We start from the raw sequence: 23,841 nt of genomic DNA on the forward strand, positions 1-23,841 counted from the left end.
AAAAACGCTCCATTCGTTTAAGTTAAGTTACATCCCAAGGTCTTGACCTCTAGCATCTCGCGATTGTTTAACTACTTCACGTTGTGCAACAACCCGCTCAACTGCTCTAACAGCGGCTCCAAGTTTTTGTAGAACTCGCTGAGCTGCCGTATGTGCTGTGCCTGTGACTGTAGTTCCTCGCCCATCGTTGTCAGTCGTTTGTCGTACATATCTCTGTTCTCTTGATTCTCTTGCTCTAGCTTCTTCAGCCCATCCAAAAGGTGGCGTTCCAGCTCTGTCATGCTCATTGCTTACTCCAGTTTGAGAGCTTTGCGGTTTTTGAAACTCCATCCTTCGTGAATTATCGCCTTTGGAGGCAGGACGATGAAGCGGTTGTCGCCGTTTTGCACGAGCTGAATGCCCCATGTCTGTTTCTCCAAGTTCGAAATTGTCTCCTTCAACTGCCTCTTTTTTACTTGGAGTGCTTTGATCTGTTGCCACTGATTGATGATATGTGCGCTCATAATCGAACTCAGTCCCCATGTTCCCAGAATCAAGCCCATTAGCAGGCAAAATCCTAGCACCGTGGTTCGCAGCCAGGTCTTGGCTAGAGACTTGCGCAAAGTTGTCGTTTGGTCGCTCAGCCCTTGAAGCTGTGTGGCAATGGCTTTGCCCAGACTCTCTGTTTTGGCTGCGATATCGGCTTCGATTGTATTCAGCGCGTCTTGCGATGACCTGCTCAAGCTCTGTTGCAAGTTCTCGAACTCGTGCCGTGCTATCGACTCCAGCTCCTCCCGGTCTTGCTGAATCCTGTCCTTGAGCTTGCTGCTCAACTCGCCAATGCTCACAGTAAATGCCTCCCTTCATGCGGAATCGCGTCCCTGAGTCAGGCTCCAAAACCGTAAGGTAGTTCTTGCCCATACGCGGCGTTTTTAGACCAACCTCGTGCAGGGCCTGCACAAGTTCCTCCCTATTGGTGACAAGGCCAGATTCAATTCGCTGTGAAATAAATTCATTAATGAGCTTGCGCGGATCATCCTGTTTGTCATCCTGTGTGGCTTGTCCCCAACGTATGCGCCGCGCGCGATTCAAGTCCGTATGCGATGGTTTATAGGCGCGAGCGCGCGTCGGATCGTCCGGTCTGGCCCAACCTTCCCGCCAGTTGTAAAGATCGCGGAAGACGTCGAAGTCCTTTTGCCAGCCTGGCGGACACGGGTTGAGCGCTTTACCTGTAGAAAGCTCCATGCGCGGAATGACGAAATGGAGTTCGTGGTGCTCAGCGTGGACATGTCGCACCCACAGAATGTTGTATTGGTCGGGCTCCAGACCAGCGAAAGCGACGCGCTCAAAGTCATCCATTACTCTACGCTCTTTTTCGTCTGAAATTTCTTCACCTGGAGCCCAGCTCAGCACACCAGCGGTGAATTTCCATGTTCGCGGTTGGGAATCTATCAGCTGCACAGTCAACTCAGGATCACCACGGAGAACAGCCGGTGGAGCATCATCTCGGCCAGGATAATCGCGGCGAAGCAAATAATGCACCGGACCTACGCCAGCTCCTTTGCCATGCGGAAAAACTTTCATGTACATGGCGTGCCCTAACGCAATCGCAATTCACGGAGAATCGCATCAAGACGACTGACTACTTCTATGGTGTCGAGGCCGCCTTTGTAGGTGTTCACCCACCGGGCGATTTGATTCAGGTTGTTGCCGATGCGCGCCAGCTGGAGCAAAGCTTCACGCTCTGTCGATGTCTTCCGCAGACGAAAGGAGGCCAGCCGATGGCGAACCAGGTCGGCAAGCGTCATCCCGGCGGCCGCCGCTTTGGCTTCAAACTGCGCTTTTTCCTCCTCGGAGACGCGGATCTTAATCCACTGATCGCGGCTCACGAGGCATCTCCATCCGTGGGTTCTGCTTCCTTCCAGGGGGTCCAGGGGGCGGAGCCCTCGGCCAGCTCCCACGTGTGGGCGTGCCCACAGTGGGTAGGCTGGCTTCCAGCGATACCACCCATAGGAACAAACACAACGAGGCTAGCGTAGTCTGGCGAAACAAGCGAAAAATGCGAAAGAAGGTTCATGTCCTGTCTCTCCTTTCTTCGCTTTTTTCGCATAATTCGCGCAGCGTGAAGACGATTCGAGGGCGACCTGCGCCTTTCTCTTTGGTAACGCTAATACGCTGTTGCGCTTCCAATTGTTGCAGGAGCGGTTTCAGCCGCGTTTTGGGAACGTGCCTGCTCAGTACCGAGCTTAGTTCTGTAGATGATAATGGGCCGCCCTTTAGGGCCTCCAGAACTTTCTCTTCCAGCGGATCTACGGAACGGTCACCAAAGATATATAAAGCGGAATCCTGGGCATAACGCCACATGACAAGGGCCGCATGCAGATGCGGTTCCTCGATTTCCCCCTGAGCATCTAGAAGTGCATAGACAAGGGCCAAGCGAAGAGTCTGGGCTTCTGCCCGATTGATGATACTACCGGCAAGTCCTGTGTATTCTTGGGAGAGTTCTGGGTAGACGTTCTTCCACAACTCCAAGGCGTTTGGGGTCATGGTCATAACACCACGTTGCTGTGCCAGCCCCACACACCGCCAGAGCTCACGTTGCAAAGGGGCAATCTCCTCATCTGGCATCCGGGAAGGCAGTGCCACCAGTTTGGAGCGCCGTGCGCAAATCCATAGGAAACGGTTTCCGAAACCATTGACTGCCTGGACTTCGCCCAAACACACGGCGAGTTCTTGCGTTGTGATATGGGTTATGATGCTAATGTGCGCGCCGCGTACAACCACAGGGTTATTCTTTGTTAGTGGGGCGTAATCGCCGGAGTCCCAGAAGCTCCGGATACCCATAGATAGAGTGTTGCCTTCGCGTTTAGTGCAGGCGAGTCCGCTGGCAAATTCCTCGTCGATTATGACAAGCCTTTTGTCTCCCTTTTCCCGAAGTGGCTCAGCAGGGTTCTGTCGCTGCCTCCGTTCTCGCTCCTCATCACTTTCGTCGCGCACATGATGGGCCAGTCCTTCGCCTGTGGATAACGGGCCGCCGCTTTCCTTGGCGGGCAAAGGAACGCCCCATGCTCTCAGGTCGGCGGGCTGGCAATGTTCCCGCCCAAAGAGCTTTGTCACAGGATGACGAGAGGTCCCTTTCCGGGCTTTACTTGAATTGCCGCAGATCACGGCAAATAGTCGCGGAGGATGGATGGTCTCGCCCACATAGATATGGGGACCTTGGTTGGCTGCGTGGCCGTATACCTCCGCTCCAAAGCGTATCAGCGCAGTGATACATACCGCGGCAGGATCAGCTTCGCTGTCACGTGTTGCCAGCCGCACAAACTCGCCCAGGAAACCAGGACAAGCGCCACTCGAGAACTGAGGCCACGTCTTAAGGTCAAGTTCATCGCAGTCGTTTGGTGGCTCTTTCCGTGGAGAGCGAGCGAATGTCGGTTCAGGAGGGTTGCCACTCATTTCCCGCTCCTGGCTTTCTGTTCGGCTTTCGTTGGTCTGCCGCGCCGCCTTCTGGGAGCATTTGAGTGCTCTGCGTTAGTTGCTGCCGTTGCCTCAGCCTGGGCGGCTTTGTCGTCAATCCATGCATCAACGGACTCCACCAACCAAGCCAACCGGCGACCTAACTTGATGGGTGGTGGAACGGCGTCATACTGTTTGCGTGCGAGGTGGCCGTGTACAGCCGCAATGCTTTTGCCCAGAATGATGGATAATTCTTCGATGTTGTAGAAACGCTTACGTACCATGCTTGTGACCTCCGCAATTGTTCAAAGGGCGTGTGAATGGTGTTGCCCCCGCTAAATCGGACACTCGGCTGTTGCCATAGAGCGGATGAACTCGCGAGGAGATTTCATCCGCAACCCCTTGTGGGGATGCCTCTCGTTGTAATCTTCGATCCAGTCCGCCAGCTGTCCGAACACCGTCACGGCATCCGGCCTGTCGCTTATGCGCACGTAATCACGCTTGAACGTGTTCACGAACGCTTCGGCAATGCCGTTGCTCTCCGGGCTCCTGACGGGCGTGAACCGGCTCTCCAGGCCCAGCCACGAGGCGAACTCCACCGTGTCTTTCGCCGTGTAGCATGAGCCGTTGTCCGAAAGCCATTGCACCGGGCGGGGAGTTCGATTTGTCCCGAACCGCTTCTCGACGCACTCCAGCATCAGGTCCTGGATCATCGAGCTGGAAATGCCCCGGCTCGACGCCATATGGCCGATGACTTCCCTGTCGCAGCAATCAATGGCGAACGCCACCCTGACCGCCTCGCCATTGGCGCAGGACACTTCGAAGACGTCGGAACTCCAGCGCAGGTTGCTGCGCAGCGTAATTACCTTGCCGTCATGGGCGCGCGTCGGCCGCTTGCCGGAATGCCGCGTCAGCAGAAGTCCATGAAGGCGCATGATGCGGTAAACGCGTTTGTGATTCACGCGAGGCTGGCCCAACTCAACCAGGCGTCGATTGAGCACGGCGCAAACCCGCCTGTAGCCGTACGTGAGACGATCGTCGATGATGTCGCGAATGAGCGGCAGCAGCGCTTCATCTTCTGCCTTGGAATAGCGAGGCGGCCTCACCTTTGGCTGGGCGCCGACGCGCTCCACAAGCCTGGACCGGGAAACGCCCATGGCGTCTGCAACGCGCGTCATGGGGTATCGTCCTCGAAGGGCAATGGCGTGCGCGAGATCAGTTTTTTTTCGCGCGCAATCTCGATGGCCTCCTTGAGGATCTCCACTTCCATCGTCTTCTTGCCCAGAAGGCGCTCGAGATCGCGGATGCGCTTCTTCATGGCCCGCGCTTCGGCTGCCGAAACAACCGTGTCGTTGGCCTCGATGGCTTTCCTGCCGCCCTCGCTCATGAGCTTCCTCCAGCGGAAAAGGAGATTGGGGGCGATGCCGTGCTTGCGGGCCACGTAGGAGACGCTCATGCCTGGCTGCGACGACTCCTCGACGATCCGCAACTTCTCGGTCAGTGCCCAGCGCCGGCGCTGGACACTGTGCACCACCTCTACCGTCGGATACTCGTTAGCACTATGTCTAGACATGCCTCCAGACCTACCTCTTCGGTATGCCGAGGTGTCCGGTCGAAACGGGGGCTACTCCAGTGAATATGCGGAGGTTGCCACTAGCGCGCGGTATGTAGCTTACTTGCGTACCTCGCTGCGTGCATTTCTAAAGGCCTCAAATCCCATAGGATGCTCCTTCCCTTTAGATTTTTTTTGAATTAACCGCCCGCCGATATCGCTGTCATCCGTAGGCTCAAACTCAAAGCGCACAGAATACCCCTTGCACGGGCGCATCATCTTTTTAGAGACCAAGTCAGCCTTTATACGTAGCCATAGCTCTTTGTCAGTGTCATTGGGGAATTGGTTGTGATATTTCTGAATTAGCTTCAGTAATCCCGCCCTATCCACTGGCTTTTCTCCGCCCCTTCTCCTGGAGTCCTGACGCTCCAGGCCGTCCTCGACAGCACGGTTGCTAGCATATTGAGCCATTGAACGGGCGAATAGAAACATTATAGTAGCCGTTGCTTGAACGTCTCCTTTGGCCATAGCTAGGACCAGGTCGTCATATGTAAGGCGGGCGTGTATTGCCGCAAGAACTTTCATCCGCTTAAAGGAATCTTGTCTATTCAATGCAAGTTCAAGGTATACACGCTCAATATCCGGTGTAATCTTAGTCTGACCAGCTAGAATTTGCTCTATGCTAACCGATTTAGACACAGCATCTGAGCAAACACCACAAAGATCCAAAAGAAGCTGTCTATTAGCATAAAGCCACTCAGTACTATTTTCTAAAAAGTCATCAATGATTCGTCCTAATACACACTTATCATCTTGAGTCTCTAGTAAGGCTCCAGTTGACTCAAAAGGTGGCATGCTGAATATGAATGATAATGGAATCAGCATCGAAGGTTGTGCACCTTCATCAGACCCATTAATACTTCTAACAACCTTTTCAATAAATTTTATATCTGCATTTGTGAACACAACTGAATAATCCTCAATATCTCCTGGCAACTTGGATATAGTTTCTTCGAGAGACCCATCCTTAGGAGTTGCAATAAACACATCATTTATTTTTTTCATATCGCTATCGACACATGTTGCACATCATACAAACGAACTTTTTTACCAGCCTAATCGATAAAAACACTGCGGTGGCATACGGTGCAATATTCTACCGCTCAGAGTCGCTGCTTATTGTTTGGCCGGCGTGCGAGAAAGACATGCTCGGGCCGACTCCAGGGACCAAGATACCCAGAAACAAGTGCACCACTTCAGCCAAGTAAAAACAACGCTAGCTGGGAAACGGCAACACTCGGAAATACGGCTAAGGGGTGGCGGATACTTATGAGTTTTCAGGGTTAACCTGAGTTGTTGCCCCCAGAAGCTCCGCTGTTTTTACATGAGACGCCAGGGGGAAGAAAAGTCAAAGGACGTTCGAATATTTGCTCCAATTTTGCTCCACTCGCTCTGAAAAGACCTGCATTTTCATAAAAATTCATGGGTATTCATCTACCTGATAATATTTAATTAACCGTGATAACCCCTGAGAAATATTGAACCATTTTCGAGACTTAAAATCCCTCGGTGGCAACACTGTGCGGGTTCGATTCCCGCCCCGGGCACCAAATATTTCAGCTGGTTATCGTTGTAGACGATGGCCAGCTTTTTCTTTTTCTGGTTTTGCCCCGATATTGCTCGACTCAAAAACGGCGGCCGCCATCAAAGGCAAAGATATTGCCGCGTTTGGCAAGAGCAGCAGGAGGAAGAGGCAGGTTTCAATACTATTTGGTGAGGCTTGGCATTGCTGTCAGAACTGTTCGAAATTGCGCCCATGGATTGGGGGAATGGAGCGCCTTTCCAGCCCGAGCAAGGTCGACAGTCTGTTGCAGCTCATTTTTCATCTTCCCTTGCCAAAGCGTCTGAGATCACCCGTGCAGTGCTCATCAGTCGCTCGGCGATACCCGGCACGTCGCCTGGGTCAACCTGAAGATCTGACAGGGTCAGTGTCGCCACGGCCTGTTGCCGCCTGAATATCGGGGTGGATACGCAGGTCATGAGTTTATTGAATTCCCGGTTGTCAATCGCGTACCCTTGGCTTCTGATCCGCTCCAACTCTTCCATGAAGTCGATCATGTTCTGGATTGTTCGGTCCGTGAACTGCTTGAAGGTCAGCAGAGACAGCGCCTTGCGCTGCCGCTGCTCCGGCATGAACGCAATCAGCGACTTTCCCGAAGCCGAGGCATGGACGAAATCCATGCCGTTCGAAGTCACCGGGGAGACGATGGAGCCGATCGGGCGGTGCTCGATCACGTAATTGAGCGTGCCCCGCTCATAGATGACGAGCGATCCTGCCATATTCAGGGCATCCGCCAGATCTGCCAGATGCGGCTGCGTGGCGCCATACAGATCCTTCCCCTTGGAATAGGACTCCCCCACCTCGTGCGCCATGAAGCCGACGGCATACCGCCGGTTGGACTCCCGCAGGAAGTGCGCCTTTTTCAGTGTCTGCACGATATCGAACGTGCTGGCCTTGGGTAGCCCGAGCTCGGCCCCGATCTCGGTCAGCGTCAGCCCCTCTGGGCTCTCGGCCAACAGCCGCAGTATCTCCGTCACCCTGAGAGCCGTCCTGTTCACTTTCATCTTCATTCTCCTAATTATTAGCGGGAATTGTGATCGCTTCCCCGCGTACCTCCCGTATATCTGTTCCTGATTCGTCTTGCAATGTTTTTCGTATATACGAATTTTTTTTCGTATTTAAAAATATTTTTGACAACATATTTGGATCGGCAGTAGACGGGGATTACAGCCAGCCGGGACCGTGCAGACCTGCCGAATCGACGGCAAGGAGTTCCGGAAAACCACGCCCCGGCCGCCTGCTCAATCGTGCTTTGCAGGGATGGCCGGAGTTGCAACCGAGTGGAGGTCGAAGTGAGCGGATCTGATAAATCAAGCGTCCGCATGACGCAGAATCACGAGTTATGCAAAGGATGCGGGTACTGCATCCTGCAGTGTCCCAAGGACGCCCTTTCCTTGTCCAGCACAGTAAACCGCAAGGGCTACAACGTCGTCGATCTTGACCAGGAAAAATGCATCCTGTGTGCGATCTGCTACACGGTCTGCCCTGATTCCGTATTTGAACGAGTGGAGGCCTAATCATGCCCAGACAACTCATGAAGGGCAACGACGCCCTCTCCGAGGCCGCAGTTCGCGCCGGTTGCCGCTTCTTTGGCGGCTACCCCATCACCCCCCAGAGCGAAATTCCCGAGTACCTCTCCTGGCGCATGCCGGAAGTCGGCGGCACCTTCATCCAGGCCGAATCCGAGCTCTCCGGCGTCAATATGGTCTACGGCGCGGCCGCCGCGGGCTTCCGGGCCATGACCAGCTCCTCCGGCCCCGGCTTCAGCCTGTTGCAAGAGGGCATCTCCTACATCGCCTCCGCCGAGCTCCCAGCCGTATTTATCGACGTCCAGCGCTACGGCTCGGGCCTCGGCGACATTTTCCAGGCCCAGGGCGACTACTGGCAGGCCACGCGCGGCGGCGGCCACGGCGACTACCGCATGCTGGTCTACGCCCCGGCCTCCGTGCAGGAGAGCGTGGATCTCGTGTCCGTGGCGTTCGACAAGGCGGACCAGTACCGCAACCCGACCCTCATCCTTTCCGACGCCTCCATTGCCCAGATGATGGAGCCGGTTACGCTTCCCGAAATGAAGGAGCATGACCCGAACGCGGATTGGGCCGTACGCGGCAAGCACGGCAAGCCCTTCAAGCGCGTGACCTCGACCATGTACTACATCGAGGACTTCGACGCCTACATCAAGAATAAATACGACGAGATGGCTGATGCCGAGCAGCGCTGGGAATCCATCAAGGTCGACGACGCGGAGTTGGTCCTCGTGGCCTACGGCATCAGCTCCCGCATCTGCCAGGAAGCCGTCGAGATCGCCCGCAGCCAGGGCATCCGCCTGGGCCTGCTCCGTCCCATCACCCTGTGGCCCTTCCCGGCCAAGGCCTTTGCCGAGGTCAACCCGGACGTAAAGGCATACCTGTCCGTGGAACTGTGCGCCCTTCCGAAAATGGTGGAGGACGTCAGGCTCGCCAGCGAAATGAAAGCCCCGGTGGAGATCTTCCTCGGCGGCGCGCATATCCCTGAATCCTCCGCCATCGTCGAACGCGCGGTGGCCATTCTCAACGCACAGAGGTAGTCAAATGACGGAAAAACGTACCCCCAACCTCCTCGTCGAGCCGAACAAGTTCTGTCCCGGTTGCGGCCACGGCATCATCAACCGTGTCCTGGCCGAAGTGCTGGAAGAATCCGGCCTCGCGGATTACGCCGTCGGCTCCCTCGCCGTCGGTTGCTCCTGCCTGATGATGGACACCTTTGGCACGGACTGGGTGCAGGCCCCCCATGGCCGGGCCGCGGCCGTGGCCGTCGGCCTCAAGCGGATGCGGCCCGACTGCTGCATCTTCACCTACCAGGGCGACGGCGACTCCATGGCCATCGGCTTCTCCGAAACCCTCTATGCCGCCATCCGCAACGAAAACATCACGGCCATCCTCGTGAACAACGGCATCTTCGGCATGACCGGCGGCCAGATGGCCCCGACCTCCCTGCCCGGCCAGCGCACCACCACCTCGCCCAAGGGCCGAGACGCCGGCACCACCGGGCAGCCGCTGAACATGGTCGACCAGATGAAGCACCTGCCCATCGGCTATCTGGCGCGCGGTTCCGTTGCCTCCGCCAAGGACATCAACAAACTGAAGAAATACATCAAGGCCGCCATCGAGACCCAGATGAACGGCGGCGGATACTCCATGGTGGAAGTGCTCTCCTTCTGCCCCACCAACTGGAAGATGAGCATGGAAAAGAGCGTTGCCCACGTTCAGAACACGGTCAAAAACATCTTCCCCGTGGGTGAATTCGTTAAAAACGGAGAAAGAACTGATGCTTAGTATCACTTGCGCAGGCTTTGGCGGACAGGGCGTGCTCACCGCTGGTTTGTTGCTGGCCCATGTCTCCATGGAGTCCGGCAAGGAGATCACCTGGGTTCCGTCCTACGGCTCCGAGATGCGCGGTGGCACGGCCAGCTGCCGGCTGCGGATCGGCGACGAGCCCATCCTGAACCCCTACTTCAGCACCATCGACGCCCTCATCGGCATGAACCAGGACTCCGTGGACACCTTTCAGGACGCCATCGCGCCTGGCGGGCTTCTCATCGCCAACTCCAGCATGGTCCAGGGCGGGGCGTTCCGCGACGACATCCGCGTCATCGAGCTCCCGGCCACCGAGATCGCCGGCGAGCTGAAGAACCCGCGCGGGGCCAACCTCGTCATGCTCGGCGCTGTCATTGGAGCCACCGGCATGGTTGATTCCAACGAATTTGCGGACGGCATCGACGCCTACTTCTACAAGAAGGGGCGCAACAACCCACTCAACCGGGAATGCTTCATGCGCGGCGTGCTGGCCGCCGCCAGCGCCTAGGAGATCACGCCATGAGCATGGAAAAACTCCTGTCCCCGAAAACCGTCGCCATTGTCGGCGCGAGTGAAAAGGAAGGTTTTGGCGGCGACACTTGCCGCAACGTCCTTTCCTACGCGAACCCCGACAACGTGTACTTCGTCAACCCCAAACGGGACGAGGTGTTTGGTAGGCCGTGCTGCCACAGCATAGCGGACATTCCGGTCGACATCGACCTCGTGGTGCTCTGCACCCCGCAGAAGACCATCGAGCCGCTGCTGCGGGAAGCGGCAGCCAAGGGAGCGGGCGGCGCCGTGGTTTACGCCAGCGGCTACTCCGAGGTCGGCACCCCGGAGGGCGTCGCGGCCGAAGAAAGTCTGAAAGCCCTCTGCGCTGAGCTCGACATCTCCCTTATGGGACCCAACTGCGCAGGATTCATCAACTACATAGATCGGGTCGTCGGCTTCGCCTTCATCTCGGACGAGCGCGACCGCACCGGCTCCGTGGGGTTCGTTTCCCAAAGCGGCCAGCTCTGCCTCTCGTTCATGGACAACAAGTCCATGCGGTTCTCCTACTCCATATCCTCGGGCAACAGCTCGGTGGTAACCATGGAGGACTATCTGGACTACCTGATCGACGATGCGCACACCAAGGTCGTGGGCCTCTACCTGGAAGGCGTCACCCAGCCCGAAAAGTTTGAGAAGGCGTTGCGCAAGGCGGCCCAAATGCGCAAACCCGTCGTGGTCCTCAAGGCCGGGCGGAGCGAAAAGGGCAGCAAGGTCGCGGCGTCCCACACCGGCTCCCTCTCCGGCGCCGACGTCATCTATGACGCCCTTTTCCAAAAGTTCGGCGTAATCCGCGTCAACGACGCGGAAGAACTGCTGGCCACCACCCAATTGTTTGCAACCTTGCCAACCCTGCCCCGGCAGGCCGGCCTCGCCTCCATCAACCTTTCGGGAGGCGAAACCGGCATCTGCGCCGACATGGGAGAGATGGCGGGAATCGAATACCCCGATTTCGAGGAAGAGACGCTCGAAAAGTTGCGCGCTTTGCTGCCCTCCTATGCGAGCCCGGCCAACCCGTTGGATACCACGGCGACGATCTCCTATGACGCCGAAGTGTACGCATCGGTTCTGCAGACCGTCATGGACGATCCCAACGTAGGCCTTGTGGTGATCGGCTACACCCTGCTCCACGAGATCGCGGACCCGTGCATCCATCACATGGCCAAGGGCATCGAGAGCGTCGTCAAAAACGGCCGGGCCAAGCCCATGGTCATGCTTCCGTTCTTCGAGAACTCCCGGAACCCGGAGTACCTCGACAAATTGAACGGCCTGGGCGTCCCGGTTCTGCCGCCGCCCACCTACGGGTTCGCCGCCCTGCGCCACCTCGTCGACTTCATCGGCTACGACCCTGATGAAAACACCCTGGAGCTGGCCATTCCCGAGAAGACGGAGGCCACGGGCCGCCGGACGCTTTCCGAATTCGAGAGCGCGTCCATCCTGCGCGAGTACGGCGTGCGCACCCCGGAGGGCAGCGTTGTCGACACCCCGGAGGCCGCGGCCAAGACGGCGGATTCCCTCGGCTACCCCGTGGTCATGAAGATCGCCTCCGCCGACATCGCGCACAAGTCGGACATGGGTGGCGTGGCCCTGAACATCAAAAGCGCAGACGAAGCACGCGAAGCCTTCGAGCGCATCATGGGCAACGCCCGCACGTATGCGCCGGACGCCCGGGTGGATGGCGTCTACATCCAGAAGATGCTCCCCCCAGGCGTGGAGGTCATCATCGGCGTGAACAGCGACCCCCAGTTCGGCCCGGCCGTGCTGGTGGGCCTCGGCGGCATCTTCGTGGAGATCTTCCGCGATACGTCGCTGCGCCCCGCCCCCTTCGGAAAGGACGAGGCCAGGCGCATGCTCAAGCGGCTGAAGGCCTTCCCGCTCTTCAACGGATACCGGGGCCAGGAGGCACTGGACGTTGAGGCGCTGGCAGAAACGATCGCGGGCGTGGCCCGACTCGCCGCCGAACGGCGCAACGAAATCGTCGAGCTCGATATCAACCCCGTGTTTGTCTACGGCAAAGGCAAAGGAATCTGCGCTGCGGACGCTCTTGTCGTGGTGAAGGATTAAAACCCCGGCGCCCCTGGTGCGCCGCCAAACATAGGTTTTCAGGAGGTTGGCATGAATCTGTTCAGGAAATACTTCGTGTTGTTCGCGCTTTCGCTCGGGTATGCCGCCAGTTACATGTTGCCGTACATCAAATACGTCTTCTACGACCAGCTGCTGGAAGGGGTCGGCTGCAACAACGAGCAGGCGGGCTTCCTGCTTACCGTGTACACCATCACCGCGCTGATCTTGTACATTCCCGGCGGCTGGGTCGCCGACAAGTTCAAGGCCAAATACGTTCTCGTGATCTCCCTGTTCGCCACGGGTATTCTCAACTTTGCCTTTGCCCTCAACATGAACTACTCGTTCGCCCTGATCGTCTGGGTCCTTCTGGCATTCAGCACCGCCTTCGCGTTCTGGTCGGGCATCATCAAGGCCATCCGCCTGCTTGGCAACGCGACTGAGCAGGGCAAGCTTTACGGATTCTTCAGCTCCGGCGTAGGGGCGTTTTCGGCTATCACCTCCTCCGTCGCCCTTTATGTCTACGGCCTTTTTGCCGCCAACGCCGTGGCCGGCCTCAAGGGCGTCATCTACGTGCAGGGGGCGACCTGTATTCTCTCCTCGATCATCGTGTTTTTCTTCTTCCAGGAAGCCAAAGATGCCGCCACGGAATCGAATGACGACAAGTTCAAGACCAGCGACATCCTCATCGTGCTGAAGAACCCCATGACCTGGGCCATCTCCATCCTGATCTTCTGCGGTCACGGCATCTACACCAGCACCTCCTACTTCAACCCATACATGACCCAGGTCATCGGCGTGACCATGACTTTTTCGGGCATGCTCGCCATCGTGCGCACCCATGTGCTCCGCCTGACCTGCGGCCCGCTCGGGGGCATCTTTGCGGACAAGCTGAAGTCTCCGGCACTGGTCATCATCAGCTGTTTCGCGCTGATGACCTCCATCCTGGTGATCTTCATGCTGCTGCCCGTCGGCACCAGCGCCACCGTGGTCATCGGCCTCCAGCTCCTGCTCGCCGCCGTGACCTTCACCTGCTACTCGATCCTCTACTCCTGCATCGAGGAGGTCGGCATTCCCCGACGGTTCACAGGCACGACCGTGGCGGTGGCTTCCATGATCGGCTATCTGCCTGACATGATTTACAACCCGCTCTTCGGCATCTGGCTCGATAAGTTCGGCAACACCGGCTACCTGTACATCTTCAGCTTCCTTGCCGCGTCCGGCGTCATCGGCCTCGTTTCGGCCCTGCTCATCCGGCGCCACAGCGTCTCCGCCGTACGGGCGGCTGCCCAGGCAGCGTAACCGCGTAACAAGCATCGGCCGGGCAGGCCCGCCCTGTCCGGCCTTATGCAACAAGAGAAGGTGGCATGGAAGCGATCGACTACACAGTGCTTGTGCTCTACTTCTGCACGTTGCTCGCCATAGCCGTCCACGCGAACAGAAAGCAGAAGACCACGGAAGACTACTACGTCGGCGGGCGCGGCGTGGGCACCCTGTCGCTGGCGGCCCTCTGGATGTCGTCGTGGGTGGGCGGCGCCGCCATCATGGGAACGGCGGAGAAGTCCTACCAGATCGGCATCTCCTCTCTCTGGTACCCGTTCAGCATGTTCAGCGGTTTCATCTTTTTCGCGCTCATCTTTGCCGGCCGGATCAAGGAGCTGGGCGACACGCATCGCCACATCACCTATCCGGACCTCATCGAGCAACGGTACGACACCAAGGTCCGCCTCGTCAGCACAGTCACCACAATCCTGGCCTACATAGGCTATACCGCCAGCCAGCTCCTGAGCGCAGCCCAGATCATAACCTCCATCACCGGAATCAGCCTCACCTACTCTTTCCTTGTCGCCACGACCGTCACCATCTCCTACACCTCCATAGGTGGTTTCTTCGCCATAGAAAAAACCGACCGCTTCCAGACGCTGCTCGTCATCATAGGCGTCTCGGGCGTGGCGGTTCCCCTGACGTGGCATTCGCTCGGAGGCGTCTCCCGCCTCTCCACCGAGCTGCCTGCCGACTTCTTCCAATTCGGCGCCTGGGGCTGGGGAAGCATTCTCGCCATGTTCATCAGCATGGTGCTCACGTTCTTCACGTCCATGGACAGCTACACGCGCTGCTATGCCGCCAAGACGGAGCGAGCCGCACGTAACGGCACGCTGCTCGCCGCCCTCATCGTCCTGTGCATATCCGTCTCCATCAGCTTTCTCGGCATAAGCGCCAAGCTCATCATCCCAACCGGAGAGGACGGCACGTCCACGTTGATCCGGCTCATCATTCACGTCTTCCCCGCCGGCGTGAAAGGGGTGATGCTGGTGGCCATCCTCTCGGCGATCATGTCCACGGCGGACACCTGCATCCTGTCCGCCTCCGCCAACCTGACCCGCGACGTCTACCAGCGATTCATCAACCCCAAGGCGCAGCAGGCAAAGGTCATGCGGCTGAGCATCGCCAGCTCCATCCTGGTGGGCGTGGTCGGCGCACTGGTGGGCTGGTATTCCAAGAGCATCATAGACTTGTTGATCATGGCCTTCACCATCAATTCGGCCGGCCTGTTCCTCCCGACCATCGGCGTCCTGTTCTGGAAACGAGCCACCTCAAAAGCCGCCTTCTGGAGCATCAGCGTTTCCCTCGTGACGGTCATCGGCTGGTATCTGGCCAGGGGAGCGTTTCCCGAGTCTCCGCTCTTTTCCATCGACCCAGTCTGGCCCGGCCTGCTGGCTTCCGCCCTGTTTTTCTTCACTCCCAGCCTCGCGGCCTCCCGGCTGCAGGAGGCGGAATAAATGCTCGGCGTCGCACTGTTGAAGAACTGCTGGGTGCAGCTCTACTCCGCCATCATGCTGGAGCTCGGCGGAACCATGGCCATCAAGTATTCCCAGGGGTTCTCCAGGCTCATCCCCTCAATCTGCGTGATCGGGCTCTATTCCGCCTCGTTCTACTTCATGAGCCAGGCCGTAAAAAAAATCGAACTCGGCGTCGCCTATGCCGTCTGGTCTGGCGTCGGCATCGTCGCGACCTCCGTGCTCGGCGTACTCCTGTTCCACGAAAGCATCACTCTCAGAAAATTCATCAGCATCGCAGTCATCCTGATCGGCGTCGTCTCGCTCAACCTGGCGACAACGGAGTAGCAACGTCTATCAACCCACAACTTCATGTTGGAGCATGTATGCTGCACCAAGAATTCATCCATAAACTCGAAGACCTCCTTGGCAAGGACCGCTGCACCTTCTCCCCGGAGGACATGGTCGCCTACTCCTATGACGCCAACCCGGAAAAACGCGCCCAGCCCGAAGGCATGGTTTCGCCCAAAAACAAGGAAGAAGTGGCTGAAATCATGAAGCTCGCGTATGCGTACGACGTCCCTGTCACGCCCCGCGGCGGCGGCAGCGGCTACACCGGCGGCTGCGTCCCGGTCCAGGGCGGCATCGTCATGGCCATGGACCGCTTCAACAGGATTCTTGAAATCGACCGGGACAACTTCATCGTCATTGTAGAGCCCGGCGTGGTCGTCCAGGATCTCCAGGCAGAGGTGGACCGCATCGGCCAGATGTACCCGCCGGACCCCGCCTCCGTCGCCTTCGCCACCATCGGCGGCAACATCGCGGAAAACGCGGGCGGCATCCGCGCCGCCAAGTACGGCGTGACCAAACACTACGTCATGGGGCTGGAAGTGGTCCTGCCCACGGGCGAGATCGTCAGGACGGGCTCCAAATGCGTCAAGGACGTGGCTGGCTACAACCTGACCGAACTCTTCGTCGGCTCCGAAGGCACCCTCGGCATTATCACCAAAGCCGTGCTCAAGGTCGTGCCCAAGCCGGAAGCCCGCCGGACCATGACCGCCACATTCTCCACTCTGGAAAAGGCCGCCGAGGCCGTCAGCGCCATCTATGCCACCGGCGTCCGCCCCGCCACCCTCGAGTTCCTGGACCGCATCTCGCTGGAAGCCGTGGAAAAGGCCATCGCCTTCGGCGCAAAGCCCGAGGAAGGCGCGCTGCTGCTCATCGAGGTCGACGGCTCGGACCACGCTCTCGACGCCGAGGTGGAGAAAATCCAGACCGCCTGCGAGCAGTGCGGCGTCATCACCTTCAGGAAAGCGCAATCGGACGAGGACCGCGAAGACCTCTGGAAGGCGAGGCGGGCCCTCTCCTTCGCCCTGTGCGAGATAGCCACGGAATGGGAGGATGACGATATCTCGGTCCCCATCGCCCGCATTCCGGCAATGATCCGCAAGCTCGACCAGATCGCCGAACGGCACCACATCATCATCGCCAACTTCGGCCATTATGGCGACGGCAACATACACATCGGCATGACCACCGGGAAAAACGGCGGTCCCTTCCCCATGAAGGCCAAACAGGAAGTGGTCGCGGCGGTGGTGGAGCTCGAAGGCCGCATCGCCGCGGAGCACGGCATCGGCTGCGTCAAGGTGGAGAACCTGCACTGGAACATAGATGAACCGACCATGAACCTGATGCGCCGCTTCAAGACGCTGCTCGACCCCAAGGGGTTGCTCAATCCGGGCAAAGTCATGCCCAAGGGATAAGCCATGGCGAAACAAAAACACGCTGAAAAAATGGCCGCGCTCCAGACGCTGGTCAAAACCGAAGTCGACAAGTGCATCCGCTGCGGCGAATGCCGGACTGTCTGTCCGGTGTTCGCCGTAACCCCCTCGGAACGCTACACGGCCAGGGGCAAGATCGCCATTGCCGAGAGCCTGGCGCGCGGCGAGCTGGAGTTCACCGCGCACACCCGGGAGCTCTTTGACAACTGCCTGCTGTGCACCGGCTGCGTGAACCAGTGCTCCAGCGGCGCCCGCGCGGACAAAGTGGTTATCGCCGTACGCGAGGCCTTTGCCGACAAGCAGGGCATCCCTTTCGTCAAGAAGGCCGTGGCCCAGGCCCTTTCCCTGCCCGGAGGCGCGCTCGGAGCGGGTGCCAGGATCGGCTCCATGGCGCAAAAGCTCGCCTTCAAGCACGTGCCGGAAACCAGCGGCCTCTACCGGCGCTTCGCCATGCCCCTGGTCGACAAGGACCAGTATGTGCCGCAGCTGGCCGCCACACCCTTCAGAAGCGAGGCCCGGTTCTGGGGGAAGCAGGACCAACCGAAAGTGGTCTTCTTCACCGGCTGTATGACCAACTACTTCATGACCGAAATCGGCCATAGTCTGGTCAAGGTCCTCAATGCCCTCAATGTCGCCGTGGAGGTGCCGTCGGAGCAGGCCTGCTGCGGCATGCCCATGCTTGCCTCGGGCGAGCACGAGATCGTACGCAAGCAGGCGAAGCGGAATATCGGGGCCCTGACCCACGGCGGCTCGGACGTGCCCATCGTCACAGCCTGCGCCTCCTGCGGTCACATGCTCAAGCACGGCTATCTGGACCGGTTTGGCGACGACCCCGAACTCGCGCCGGGCCTGGCCAACATCGCGGAGCGCACTATGGACATCACCGAGTTCCTGGCCTCCGACGCCAACCAGGACCGGGTGGCCGCCCTGACCGCCCAGGCCACGCGGCGTAGCGCCACCTATCACGACCCCTGCCACCTGCGGAAAGCGCAGAAGTTGATCGAGGAACCCCGGCGCATACTGAAAATGGCGACCGGGGACGAAATCAACGAGATGAGCCACCCGGAGGCCTGCTGCGGCCTGGGCGGGACCTACTGCCTTGCCAACATGGAGCGCTCCAAGCAAATCCAGGCCAAGAAGATCGAGGACGCTGTCTCGACGAGCGCCGACGTCGTCGCCACCGCCTGTCCCGGCTGCATCCTCCAGCTGAGGGACGGCATGCGCAGACGCGAGGGCGCCGACATGCCGGTGGAGCACATTATCCAGCTCCTCGCCGAGGCCATCGACGCATAGCCCCCAGGCCCGAGTGCGAGCAAAGAGAATCCCCTGGCGGCTTTCGATCGTCAGGGGATTTTTGCTGTTCGGCATAATAATATTGGGGCCAAATACGCACGCCCTTCCCACGACCTCAGCCCGATGCCAGCTGCCTCCAGCCTGGACGATGCCAGCGGGAAAGAAAGACGGGGCTACTGGCCAGTCGGGCGCAACCAATCTCAGACCCTTTTTGTGAATTTATTTTCACGAATCGTTATTTTCTTCACAATATACTTTTCTCCTCGTTATTATGCCTAATCTAGCATAATAAATCCGAGCGCCATACCTAACGTCTACGATCATTGAATGTTTTTGGCGCACGACCAATCTCCCTTTGTTTTTAAAGAAATGGCTGTGTGTCGCATTTGGTTCCAAGGCTTCTTTCCACGTGGACGGCGCGCCAGCCACCGTACGCGTGGTTCCCGTGCAACCTGAAAAAAAGGAAGAGACCCCATGACGTACAAGGAAATGCAGGACGTGCTGATGAAGGAGCTTCGGCTTTACCATTACCCCATTGCGGTCAAGTTCTTCTATGACCGGGCCGAGCTGGATCATTTTCAGGAAAAGGCGCCGGAGATCCACACCCCACTCAAGGCCATGACGTTCTGCCAGTGGGAGATCGGGGCGCGCATGAAAGGCCAGATCGTCTACTCGGACCTGGGGGGCCTGGGTTGCAACAACGCCAAGTACAGTTTTGGTTGGAAGGATATCGACGACGGCGAGATCAAGGGACACGCCAAGTACACCCGCGACCTGGAGCAGGCCGAGCGGTTCGTGCGCTCCAAGTCCCGGCTGCCCGAGGGCCTGCTGGGCATTGCCGTGGCGCCGCTCGGCGCTATAGACGGCCTGTACGAGCCGGACACCGTGCACTTCTACTGCGACAACATGCAGGCCTACCACCTCGCCGTGGACTACATGGCGGCTACGGATACGCACCCGCTGCGCCCCAGCATCACCATGAACTCCTCGGCCTGCGGCGGCAACGTCTACACGTATCTGGAGCAGGAGTTCAACATGCTCCCGGCCTGCTCCGGCAGCTACAACGCCGGCAAGACCGAGCGTGGCGAGATTAACGTGATCATCCCCGGCAAGCAGTTCAAGGCGGTGTTCGACAGACTTCAGGAACGCATCAATGCAGGCAGCAGCTCCATCACCCGGCCCGGCGACGGCTTCCCGGGCGCGGATGTCTGCAAGAACTGTCCGCTGATCATCTTCAAGAAGGAGCAGTAACGCTTCGAAAGAGTTCCGGCCGATTCGGCTTGAAGCCCGGCACGTCGAAAGGCTTGGATTCTGCACCGGCAGCGCGCGCCAGATGTCTGGTCCGCTGCCGGTCTTTTTTTCAGGTCACAGGCTCCCATTCAGCAACACAAGTCCTGATTACGAACAGAAAGGAGCATGCGCCGCCAAAACTGTACAGCGTTCCCAGAGTATGTACATAGCTGTGCACATTGGACGTTTTCAAAGCTCGTCCACAACCCCCGGCAGGATGCACGAATGGCGTATAGCGCGCTGATTTTACATACATAAACTTTTGCAGACAACAACAGAACAGCTCTTCTGGCATACGGGTTGCTGAATGCTGACGATGAGTTGAGCCTGACCTCAGATCGGGGTGACTGCGGTCCAAAATAAAGCGGGAAGGATTGGCGGAGCATGACGTGATGCCTGACAGGTGCTCGGAAGAAGAAAAACTCAAGGAATGCTCGACCGGCGTATGCCGGGGCAAGATCGTTCCGTTGTTGCATGACATGGGCCGGGCCCTCTCTGAAGAAGAGGACCTGGACATGGCCCTGGAGCATTTGCTGCGCTATCTCAAAGAGCAGATGGGCATGCAGCGCATCATGATCAACCTGTACCATCGCGAGACCGGGCGTATCTTTATCCACAAGAGCGACGGACTGACCAAGCAGGAGCAGGCCCTGGGGATATACTTCCCGGGCGAGGGAATTACAGGACGGGTCGTGGCCACGGCCGCGCCCATCGTGGTGCCGAGCATCAGGGACGAGCCGGACTTCCTCAACAGGACCGGCAGCCTGGTCAAGGACTCAGCCGACGACATGTCCTTTCTGTGCGTGCCCATTCTTCGCGGGAAGAAGGTGATGGGCACCATCAGCGCCGAGCGGGGCTACGACAACGAGCTGATGCTGGACAAGCATCGCGACGCACTCATGGTCATCTCGTACATGCTGGCCCAGGCCGTGGAGCTCTACCTGGTGGAGAAGGTGGACAAGGTGCTCTGGAAGCGCCAGGCGCTGGAACTGATGGACGAGCTGAAGACGCGCTTCAGGCCCTCGAACATGATCGGCACCTCCAAGGCCATGATGGAAGTCTACGCGTTGTTGCGTAAGGTGGCCGGCACCAGGACCACGGTTCTTCTGCTCGGCGAGAGCGGCGTGGGCAAGGAGCTGCTGGCCAACGCCATCCATTATTATGGAGCCAGGCCGGACGGGCCCGTGGTAAAGTTCAACTGCGCCGCCCTGCCGGAGAGCATTCTGGAGAGCGAGCTGTTCGGCCACGAGAAAGGCTCCTTCACCGGAGCCACGCAGCTGCGCAAGGGCCGGTTCGAAGAGGCGGACGGGGGCACCATCTTCCTGGACGAGGTGGGGGAGCTGCCTCTGGGCGTGCAGGCAAAGCTGCTGCGCGTACTGCAGGAACGCACCTTCGAGCGCGTGGGCGGCAACGAGTCCATCGCGGTCGACATCCGCATCGTGGCCGCCACGAACAAGGACCTTGCCGCCATGGTTGCGGCCGGCACGTTCCGCGAGGATCTCTATTACCGGCTCAACGTATTTCCGGTGCTGGTGCCGCCGCTCCGCGAACGGGGCAGCGACATCATCACCATTGCCGAGCATTTTGCCGCCGGGTTTGCCGAGGAGAACGGCAAGACCATCAACCGCATCGCCACACCGGCCCTGAACATGCTCATGAGCTACCACTGGCCCGGCAACGTACGGGAGCTTGAAAACGTGATCCAACGCGCCGTGATTCTGACCGAGGACGACGCCATCCATGGATACAACCTGCCGCTTTCATTGCAGTCGCCGGCGTTTCCCGAGGCCGGGAGCAAATGCGGGATACTGGAGACGCGTCTCGCGGCGGTCGAGTATGAGATGCTGGTGGAGGCCCTGCGCCTGCATCAGGGCAACACCACGGAAGCGGCACGCGCTCTGGGCCTGACCCGGCGGACCATGGGGCTGCGCATGCGCAAGTACGACCTGAGCTACAAGCAGTTCCGCCGGTCCGACTCTTCGGCTCCGGAGCCCGGCGCGACGGATCGTTCTGGCGAGAGCCTGACGCTGGAATAATAACCGCCAGGAAACAAAACCATGCGGATACACACGATAGAACATGTGGATTTCGAGGGACCGGCCGCCATTGCCGAAGTCGCGTCGAAACACGGACACACGCTGACGCGTACCAGGATATTCGCCGGAGAGCCGCTGCCCGGCATGGAAGATTTTGACTTCCTGGCGGTCATGGGCGGCCCCATGAGCGTGCACGATACGGCGGCGTTTCCCTGGCTCATGGAAGAAAAACGATTCCTCAACACTGCTCTGGACGTCGGGAAACGCATTCTTGGCGTGTGCCTCGGGGCGCAGCTTCTTGCCGAAGCGCTCGGAGCAGAGGTCGTCAAGCAATCCGAACGGGAAATAGGATGGTATTCCGTGGAACTGACGCCGGAAGCCGGCAATTCTCCCGCTGTTGCAGGGTTTCCGGCGCGGTTCCCGGCTTTCCACTGGCATGGCGATACATTCTCCATGCCTGATGGAGCAGTCCATCTGGCGACCAGCGAGGCTTGTTGCAACCAGGCGTTCTCCTTGGGGGCCTCGCTGGTCGGACTGCAATTTCATCTGGAGACGACGCAGCAGAGCATGGAGCTGCTCATCGAGAACTGCGCCGACGAGCTCGGTCCCGGACAGTGGATTCAGACGCCCGAGCAGATGCGCCGCGGGATCGGCCAAGTGGAGACAACGCATAGGCTGTTGGAAACTCTTTTCGACAACATGGAACCCAAGGAGACGCGATAATGCGTAAGAAAAAGCGGGCGATTGAAGACAAGGCCCTGATAGAAAAGCTGCTTCTGCGTTGCGAGGCCCTGCAGCTCGGGCTTTGGGACGGGGAGCAGCCATATGTGGTGACGGTGAACTTCGGCTATGCGGACGGCGCCATATACTTCCACAGCGCCGGAGAAGGCCGGAAGCTCGAATGCATCGAAAAGAACGGGCTGGCAAGCTTCGTGGCCGTGGCGGAACACGAGCTCATCCGCGCGGACAAGGCCTGCGGGTTCAGCACGTACTACAAGTCGGTGAGCGGTTTCGGCCGCGCCGAGCTGCTGAGCGATCCCCAGGAGAAGGCCAAGGGGCTGGACGCAGTCATGTCGCATTACGGCGGCCCCACGGGTGCATATGACGACAAGGTCCTGGCGCGCACGGCCGTAGTGCGGATTGATGTTGAATCAATGGTGGGCAAGGTCAACCCTGCCTTTCCCGGAGATCCGCAAATATAGTTTCAAGATATACGCTGGTGTATTGCCTGTAGCGGCTGGAGAACTGAGTTTTTTCAGCCCCCGCACGCCCCTGTTCGACAGGGGACTCCTCGCCACATCCACCTGCGACGACTGCGATAGCGCGGCGTAGCACGCAGTCGAACACCCTGAACCTGTTTGAAGGGAGGCAACATCACGGGTTGTGAGCGGAAAGTGATTCTGCTAAAAATAGCATAGCAACTCCGGTCGCCACTCTCGCAACCTGAAGCCCCGCCACCTCACATCGGGCGCTGTGCGTTGCCGGGAGAACGGGCCCTCCCGCCTCTACCACAAACAGGGAAAGGAAACGCCATGGACCCGGTCGAACCGACCCTTCGGCTACACCTCTGGCTGGAAACACCGAATGGAATGCTTCTGGGCCTCGGCCGCGCCGAACTGCTCCTGCTCATTCACGAGCTTGGATCGCTCAACAAGGCAGCGAAAACCATGGGCATATCCTATCGGGCTGCCTGGGGCCGTCTCAAGGCCAGCGAGGCCGCAGCCGGGGAGCCCCTGCTGGAAAAGTTCGGGGGCCAGAAAGGATTCGCGCTCACCCCGCAGGGCCAGCAACTGGCCCAGACCTTCAAAGAATGGTTTCTCGATGTCGAGGCTTATGCCTTGAAAAAGGCGGAAGAAATGTTTCCCTGGCCGGTCCGGTCCTTCGAGGACTCCCAAACCGGCGAAGCAGACTCCTAACCTGAGTGCGCCAGCACTCGGCCATGCTGCCTCAAGCCAAAGCTGGACCATTCAGCCCGGGACGCCCTCCCGACGGCCATGCGCCTTCTTCGTCTCCCTCCCCGGGAGCCGCCGCCCTTCTTGACCCGGAGTGGCCGCGAACAGCTCCTCCACTCCAATCGCCTTCCCGCTGCGCTGACGGGCATGCGACCATCA

The 23,841-nt window shown here is 58.7% G+C and carries 22 protein-coding genes; 15 read left to right on the forward strand and 7 right to left on the reverse strand.

The window, feature by feature from the left end; all coding sequences use genetic code 11:
• Positions 1 to 27: 27 nt before the first annotated feature.
• The 7 genes from E8L03_RS11470 to E8L03_RS11500 form a co-directional block, all read right to left on the reverse strand.
• On the reverse strand, positions 28 to 1,569 hold the full coding sequence (locus tag E8L03_RS11470; protein ID WP_171267426.1) for a relaxase/mobilization nuclease domain-containing protein: 1,542 nt from the start codon (positions 1,567 to 1,569) through the stop codon (positions 28 to 30).
• An 8-nt stretch (positions 1,570 to 1,577) separates the two neighbouring features.
• Positions 1,578 to 1,868 (reverse strand): MobC family plasmid mobilization relaxosome protein, encoded by a 291-nt coding sequence (locus tag E8L03_RS11475; protein ID WP_171267427.1) that lies wholly within the window; start codon positions 1,866 to 1,868, stop codon positions 1,578 to 1,580.
• A gap of 184 nt (positions 1,869 to 2,052) precedes the next feature.
• Positions 2,053 to 3,435 carry a DUF3987 domain-containing protein gene (locus E8L03_RS11480; protein ID WP_171267428.1) on the reverse strand — a complete coding sequence of 461 codons (1,383 nt, stop codon included), beginning with the start codon at positions 3,433 to 3,435 and terminating at the stop codon, positions 2,053 to 2,055.
• Complete coding sequence (locus tag E8L03_RS11485) at positions 3,432 to 3,719, reverse strand: helix-turn-helix transcriptional regulator (protein ID WP_171267429.1); 288 nt, start codon at positions 3,717 to 3,719, stop codon at positions 3,432 to 3,434. The genes E8L03_RS11480 and E8L03_RS11485 overlap by 4 nt, the downstream gene beginning before the upstream one ends.
• 51 nt (positions 3,720 to 3,770) lie before the next feature.
• Positions 3,771 to 5,008, reverse strand: a protein-coding gene (locus E8L03_RS11490) for an IS3 family transposase (protein WP_171266763.1) whose coding sequence is annotated in 2 segments (ribosomal slippage) — positions 3,771 to 4,663 and positions 4,663 to 5,008 — 1,239 coding nt in all. Because the reading frame shifts where the segments join, the coding sequence is not laid out codon by codon here.
• Positions 5,009 to 5,107: 99 nt separating this feature from the next.
• Positions 5,108 to 6,052, reverse strand: coding sequence for a hypothetical protein (locus E8L03_RS11495; protein ID WP_171267430.1), 945 nt, complete (start codon positions 6,050 to 6,052; stop codon positions 5,108 to 5,110).
• Positions 6,053 to 6,862: 810 nt separating this feature from the next.
• Positions 6,863 to 7,618 carry an IclR family transcriptional regulator gene (locus E8L03_RS11500; protein ID WP_171267431.1) on the reverse strand — a complete coding sequence of 252 codons (756 nt, stop codon included), beginning with the start codon at positions 7,616 to 7,618 and terminating at the stop codon, positions 6,863 to 6,865.
• Between the two features lie 312 nt (positions 7,619 to 7,930).
• Here E8L03_RS11500 and E8L03_RS11505 point away from each other — a divergent pair, with 312 nt between their 5' ends.
• From E8L03_RS11505 to E8L03_RS11575, 15 genes are all read left to right on the forward strand, one after another.
• On the forward strand, positions 7,931 to 8,125 hold the full coding sequence (locus tag E8L03_RS11505; protein WP_144305391.1) for a 4Fe-4S binding protein: 195 nt from the start codon (positions 7,931 to 7,933) through the stop codon (positions 8,123 to 8,125).
• Between the two features lie 2 nt (positions 8,126 to 8,127).
• Positions 8,128 to 9,174 (forward strand): 3-methyl-2-oxobutanoate dehydrogenase subunit VorB, encoded by a 1,047-nt coding sequence (vorB, locus tag E8L03_RS11510; protein ID WP_144305392.1) that lies wholly within the window; start codon positions 8,128 to 8,130, stop codon positions 9,172 to 9,174.
• A gap of 4 nt (positions 9,175 to 9,178) precedes the next feature.
• Positions 9,179 to 9,922 (forward strand): thiamine pyrophosphate-dependent enzyme, encoded by a 744-nt coding sequence (locus E8L03_RS11515; protein WP_171267432.1) that lies wholly within the window; start codon positions 9,179 to 9,181, stop codon positions 9,920 to 9,922.
• On the forward strand, positions 9,915 to 10,451 hold the full coding sequence (locus E8L03_RS11520; RefSeq protein ID WP_144305394.1) for a 2-oxoacid:ferredoxin oxidoreductase subunit gamma family protein: 537 nt from the start codon (positions 9,915 to 9,917) through the stop codon (positions 10,449 to 10,451). Before E8L03_RS11515 ends, E8L03_RS11520 begins: the two co-directional genes overlap by 8 nt.
• Positions 10,452 to 10,462: 11 nt before the next feature.
• Positions 10,463 to 12,556, forward strand: coding sequence for an acetate--CoA ligase family protein (locus tag E8L03_RS11525; RefSeq protein ID WP_171267433.1), 2,094 nt, complete (start codon positions 10,463 to 10,465; stop codon positions 12,554 to 12,556).
• Positions 12,557 to 12,607: 51 nt separating this feature from the next.
• Positions 12,608 to 13,855, forward strand: coding sequence for an MFS transporter (locus E8L03_RS11530; RefSeq protein WP_144305396.1), 1,248 nt, complete (start codon positions 12,608 to 12,610; stop codon positions 13,853 to 13,855).
• Positions 13,856 to 13,920: 65 nt separating this feature from the next.
• Positions 13,921 to 15,333: a sodium:solute symporter family protein gene (locus E8L03_RS11535; protein WP_171267434.1), complete on the forward strand. Its 1,413-nt coding sequence runs from the start codon at positions 13,921 to 13,923 to the stop codon at positions 15,331 to 15,333.
• Positions 15,334 to 15,678: a DMT family transporter gene (locus E8L03_RS11540; protein WP_144305398.1), complete on the forward strand. Its 345-nt coding sequence runs from the start codon at positions 15,334 to 15,336 to the stop codon at positions 15,676 to 15,678.
• 38 nt (positions 15,679 to 15,716) lie between these two features.
• Entirely contained in the window at positions 15,717 to 17,093 is a 1,377-nt protein-coding gene (locus E8L03_RS11545) for an FAD-binding oxidoreductase (protein WP_171267435.1), read from the forward strand.
• A 3-nt stretch (positions 17,094 to 17,096) separates the two neighbouring features.
• Entirely contained in the window at positions 17,097 to 18,404 is a 1,308-nt protein-coding gene (locus E8L03_RS11550) for a (Fe-S)-binding protein (protein WP_171267436.1), read from the forward strand.
• A gap of 474 nt (positions 18,405 to 18,878) precedes the next feature.
• Positions 18,879 to 19,655, forward strand: coding sequence for a DUF169 domain-containing protein (locus E8L03_RS11555; RefSeq protein ID WP_144305401.1), 777 nt, complete (start codon positions 18,879 to 18,881; stop codon positions 19,653 to 19,655).
• 431 nt (positions 19,656 to 20,086) lie between these two features.
• The gene (locus E8L03_RS11560; protein WP_144305402.1) at positions 20,087 to 21,730 is read left to right on the forward strand and encodes a sigma-54-dependent Fis family transcriptional regulator; all 1,644 of its coding nucleotides are present in this window, start codon (positions 20,087 to 20,089) and stop codon (positions 21,728 to 21,730) included.
• Between the two features lie 21 nt (positions 21,731 to 21,751).
• A complete protein-coding gene (locus tag E8L03_RS11565) occupies positions 21,752 to 22,453 on the forward strand; it encodes a type 1 glutamine amidotransferase (RefSeq protein ID WP_171267437.1) in 702 nt (233 codons plus the stop codon).
• The gene (locus tag E8L03_RS11570; protein WP_171267438.1) at positions 22,453 to 22,932 is read left to right on the forward strand and encodes a pyridoxamine 5'-phosphate oxidase family protein; all 480 of its coding nucleotides are present in this window, start codon (positions 22,453 to 22,455) and stop codon (positions 22,930 to 22,932) included. The genes E8L03_RS11565 and E8L03_RS11570 overlap by 1 nt, the downstream gene beginning before the upstream one ends.
• Positions 22,933 to 23,262: 330 nt before the next feature.
• Positions 23,263 to 23,646, forward strand: coding sequence for a winged helix-turn-helix domain-containing protein (locus E8L03_RS11575; RefSeq protein WP_144305405.1), 384 nt, complete (start codon positions 23,263 to 23,265; stop codon positions 23,644 to 23,646).
• Positions 23,647 to 23,841: the final 195 nt, after the last annotated feature.

Source organism: Oceanidesulfovibrio marinus (assembly GCF_013085545.1).
In the GTDB taxonomy this organism is placed as follows: Bacteria; Desulfobacterota; Desulfovibrionia; order Desulfovibrionales; family Desulfovibrionaceae; genus Oceanidesulfovibrio; species Oceanidesulfovibrio marinus.

Bases quoted from the DNA above. Each gene is read 5' to 3' on its own strand.
- E8L03_RS11470 (WP_171267426.1), bottom strand. From the start codon at position 1,569: ATGTACATGAAAGTTTTTCCGCATGGCAAAGGAGCTGGCGTAGGTCCG.
- E8L03_RS11480 (WP_171267428.1), bottom strand. From the start codon at position 3,435: ATGAGTGGCAACCCTCCTGAACCGACATTCGCTCGCTCTCCACGGAAA.
- E8L03_RS11485 (WP_171267429.1), bottom strand. From the start codon at position 3,719: ATGGTACGTAAGCGTTTCTACAACATCGAAGAATTATCCATCATTCTG.
- E8L03_RS11495 (WP_171267430.1), bottom strand. From the start codon at position 6,052: ATGAAAAAAATAAATGATGTGTTTATTGCAACTCCTAAGGATGGGTCT.
- E8L03_RS11500 (WP_171267431.1), bottom strand. From the start codon at position 7,618: ATGAAGATGAAAGTGAACAGGACGGCTCTCAGGGTGACGGAGATACTG.
- E8L03_RS11505 (WP_144305391.1), top strand. From the start codon at position 7,931: ATGACGCAGAATCACGAGTTATGCAAAGGATGCGGGTACTGCATCCTG.
- vorB (WP_144305392.1), top strand. From the start codon at position 8,128: ATGCCCAGACAACTCATGAAGGGCAACGACGCCCTCTCCGAGGCCGCA.
- E8L03_RS11515 (WP_171267432.1), top strand. From the start codon at position 9,179: ATGACGGAAAAACGTACCCCCAACCTCCTCGTCGAGCCGAACAAGTTC.
- E8L03_RS11520 (WP_144305394.1), top strand. From the start codon at position 9,915: ATGCTTAGTATCACTTGCGCAGGCTTTGGCGGACAGGGCGTGCTCACC.
- E8L03_RS11525 (WP_171267433.1), top strand. From the start codon at position 10,463: ATGAGCATGGAAAAACTCCTGTCCCCGAAAACCGTCGCCATTGTCGGC.
- E8L03_RS11530 (WP_144305396.1), top strand. From the start codon at position 12,608: ATGAATCTGTTCAGGAAATACTTCGTGTTGTTCGCGCTTTCGCTCGGG.
- E8L03_RS11535 (WP_171267434.1), top strand. From the start codon at position 13,921: ATGGAAGCGATCGACTACACAGTGCTTGTGCTCTACTTCTGCACGTTG.
- E8L03_RS11540 (WP_144305398.1), top strand. From the start codon at position 15,334: ATGCTCGGCGTCGCACTGTTGAAGAACTGCTGGGTGCAGCTCTACTCC.
- E8L03_RS11545 (WP_171267435.1), top strand. From the start codon at position 15,717: ATGCTGCACCAAGAATTCATCCATAAACTCGAAGACCTCCTTGGCAAG.
- E8L03_RS11550 (WP_171267436.1), top strand. From the start codon at position 17,097: ATGGCGAAACAAAAACACGCTGAAAAAATGGCCGCGCTCCAGACGCTG.
- E8L03_RS11555 (WP_144305401.1), top strand. From the start codon at position 18,879: ATGACGTACAAGGAAATGCAGGACGTGCTGATGAAGGAGCTTCGGCTT.
- E8L03_RS11560 (WP_144305402.1), top strand. From the start codon at position 20,087: ATGCCTGACAGGTGCTCGGAAGAAGAAAAACTCAAGGAATGCTCGACC.
- E8L03_RS11565 (WP_171267437.1), top strand. From the start codon at position 21,752: ATGCGGATACACACGATAGAACATGTGGATTTCGAGGGACCGGCCGCC.
- E8L03_RS11570 (WP_171267438.1), top strand. From the start codon at position 22,453: ATGCGTAAGAAAAAGCGGGCGATTGAAGACAAGGCCCTGATAGAAAAG.
- E8L03_RS11575 (WP_144305405.1), top strand. From the start codon at position 23,263: ATGGACCCGGTCGAACCGACCCTTCGGCTACACCTCTGGCTGGAAACA.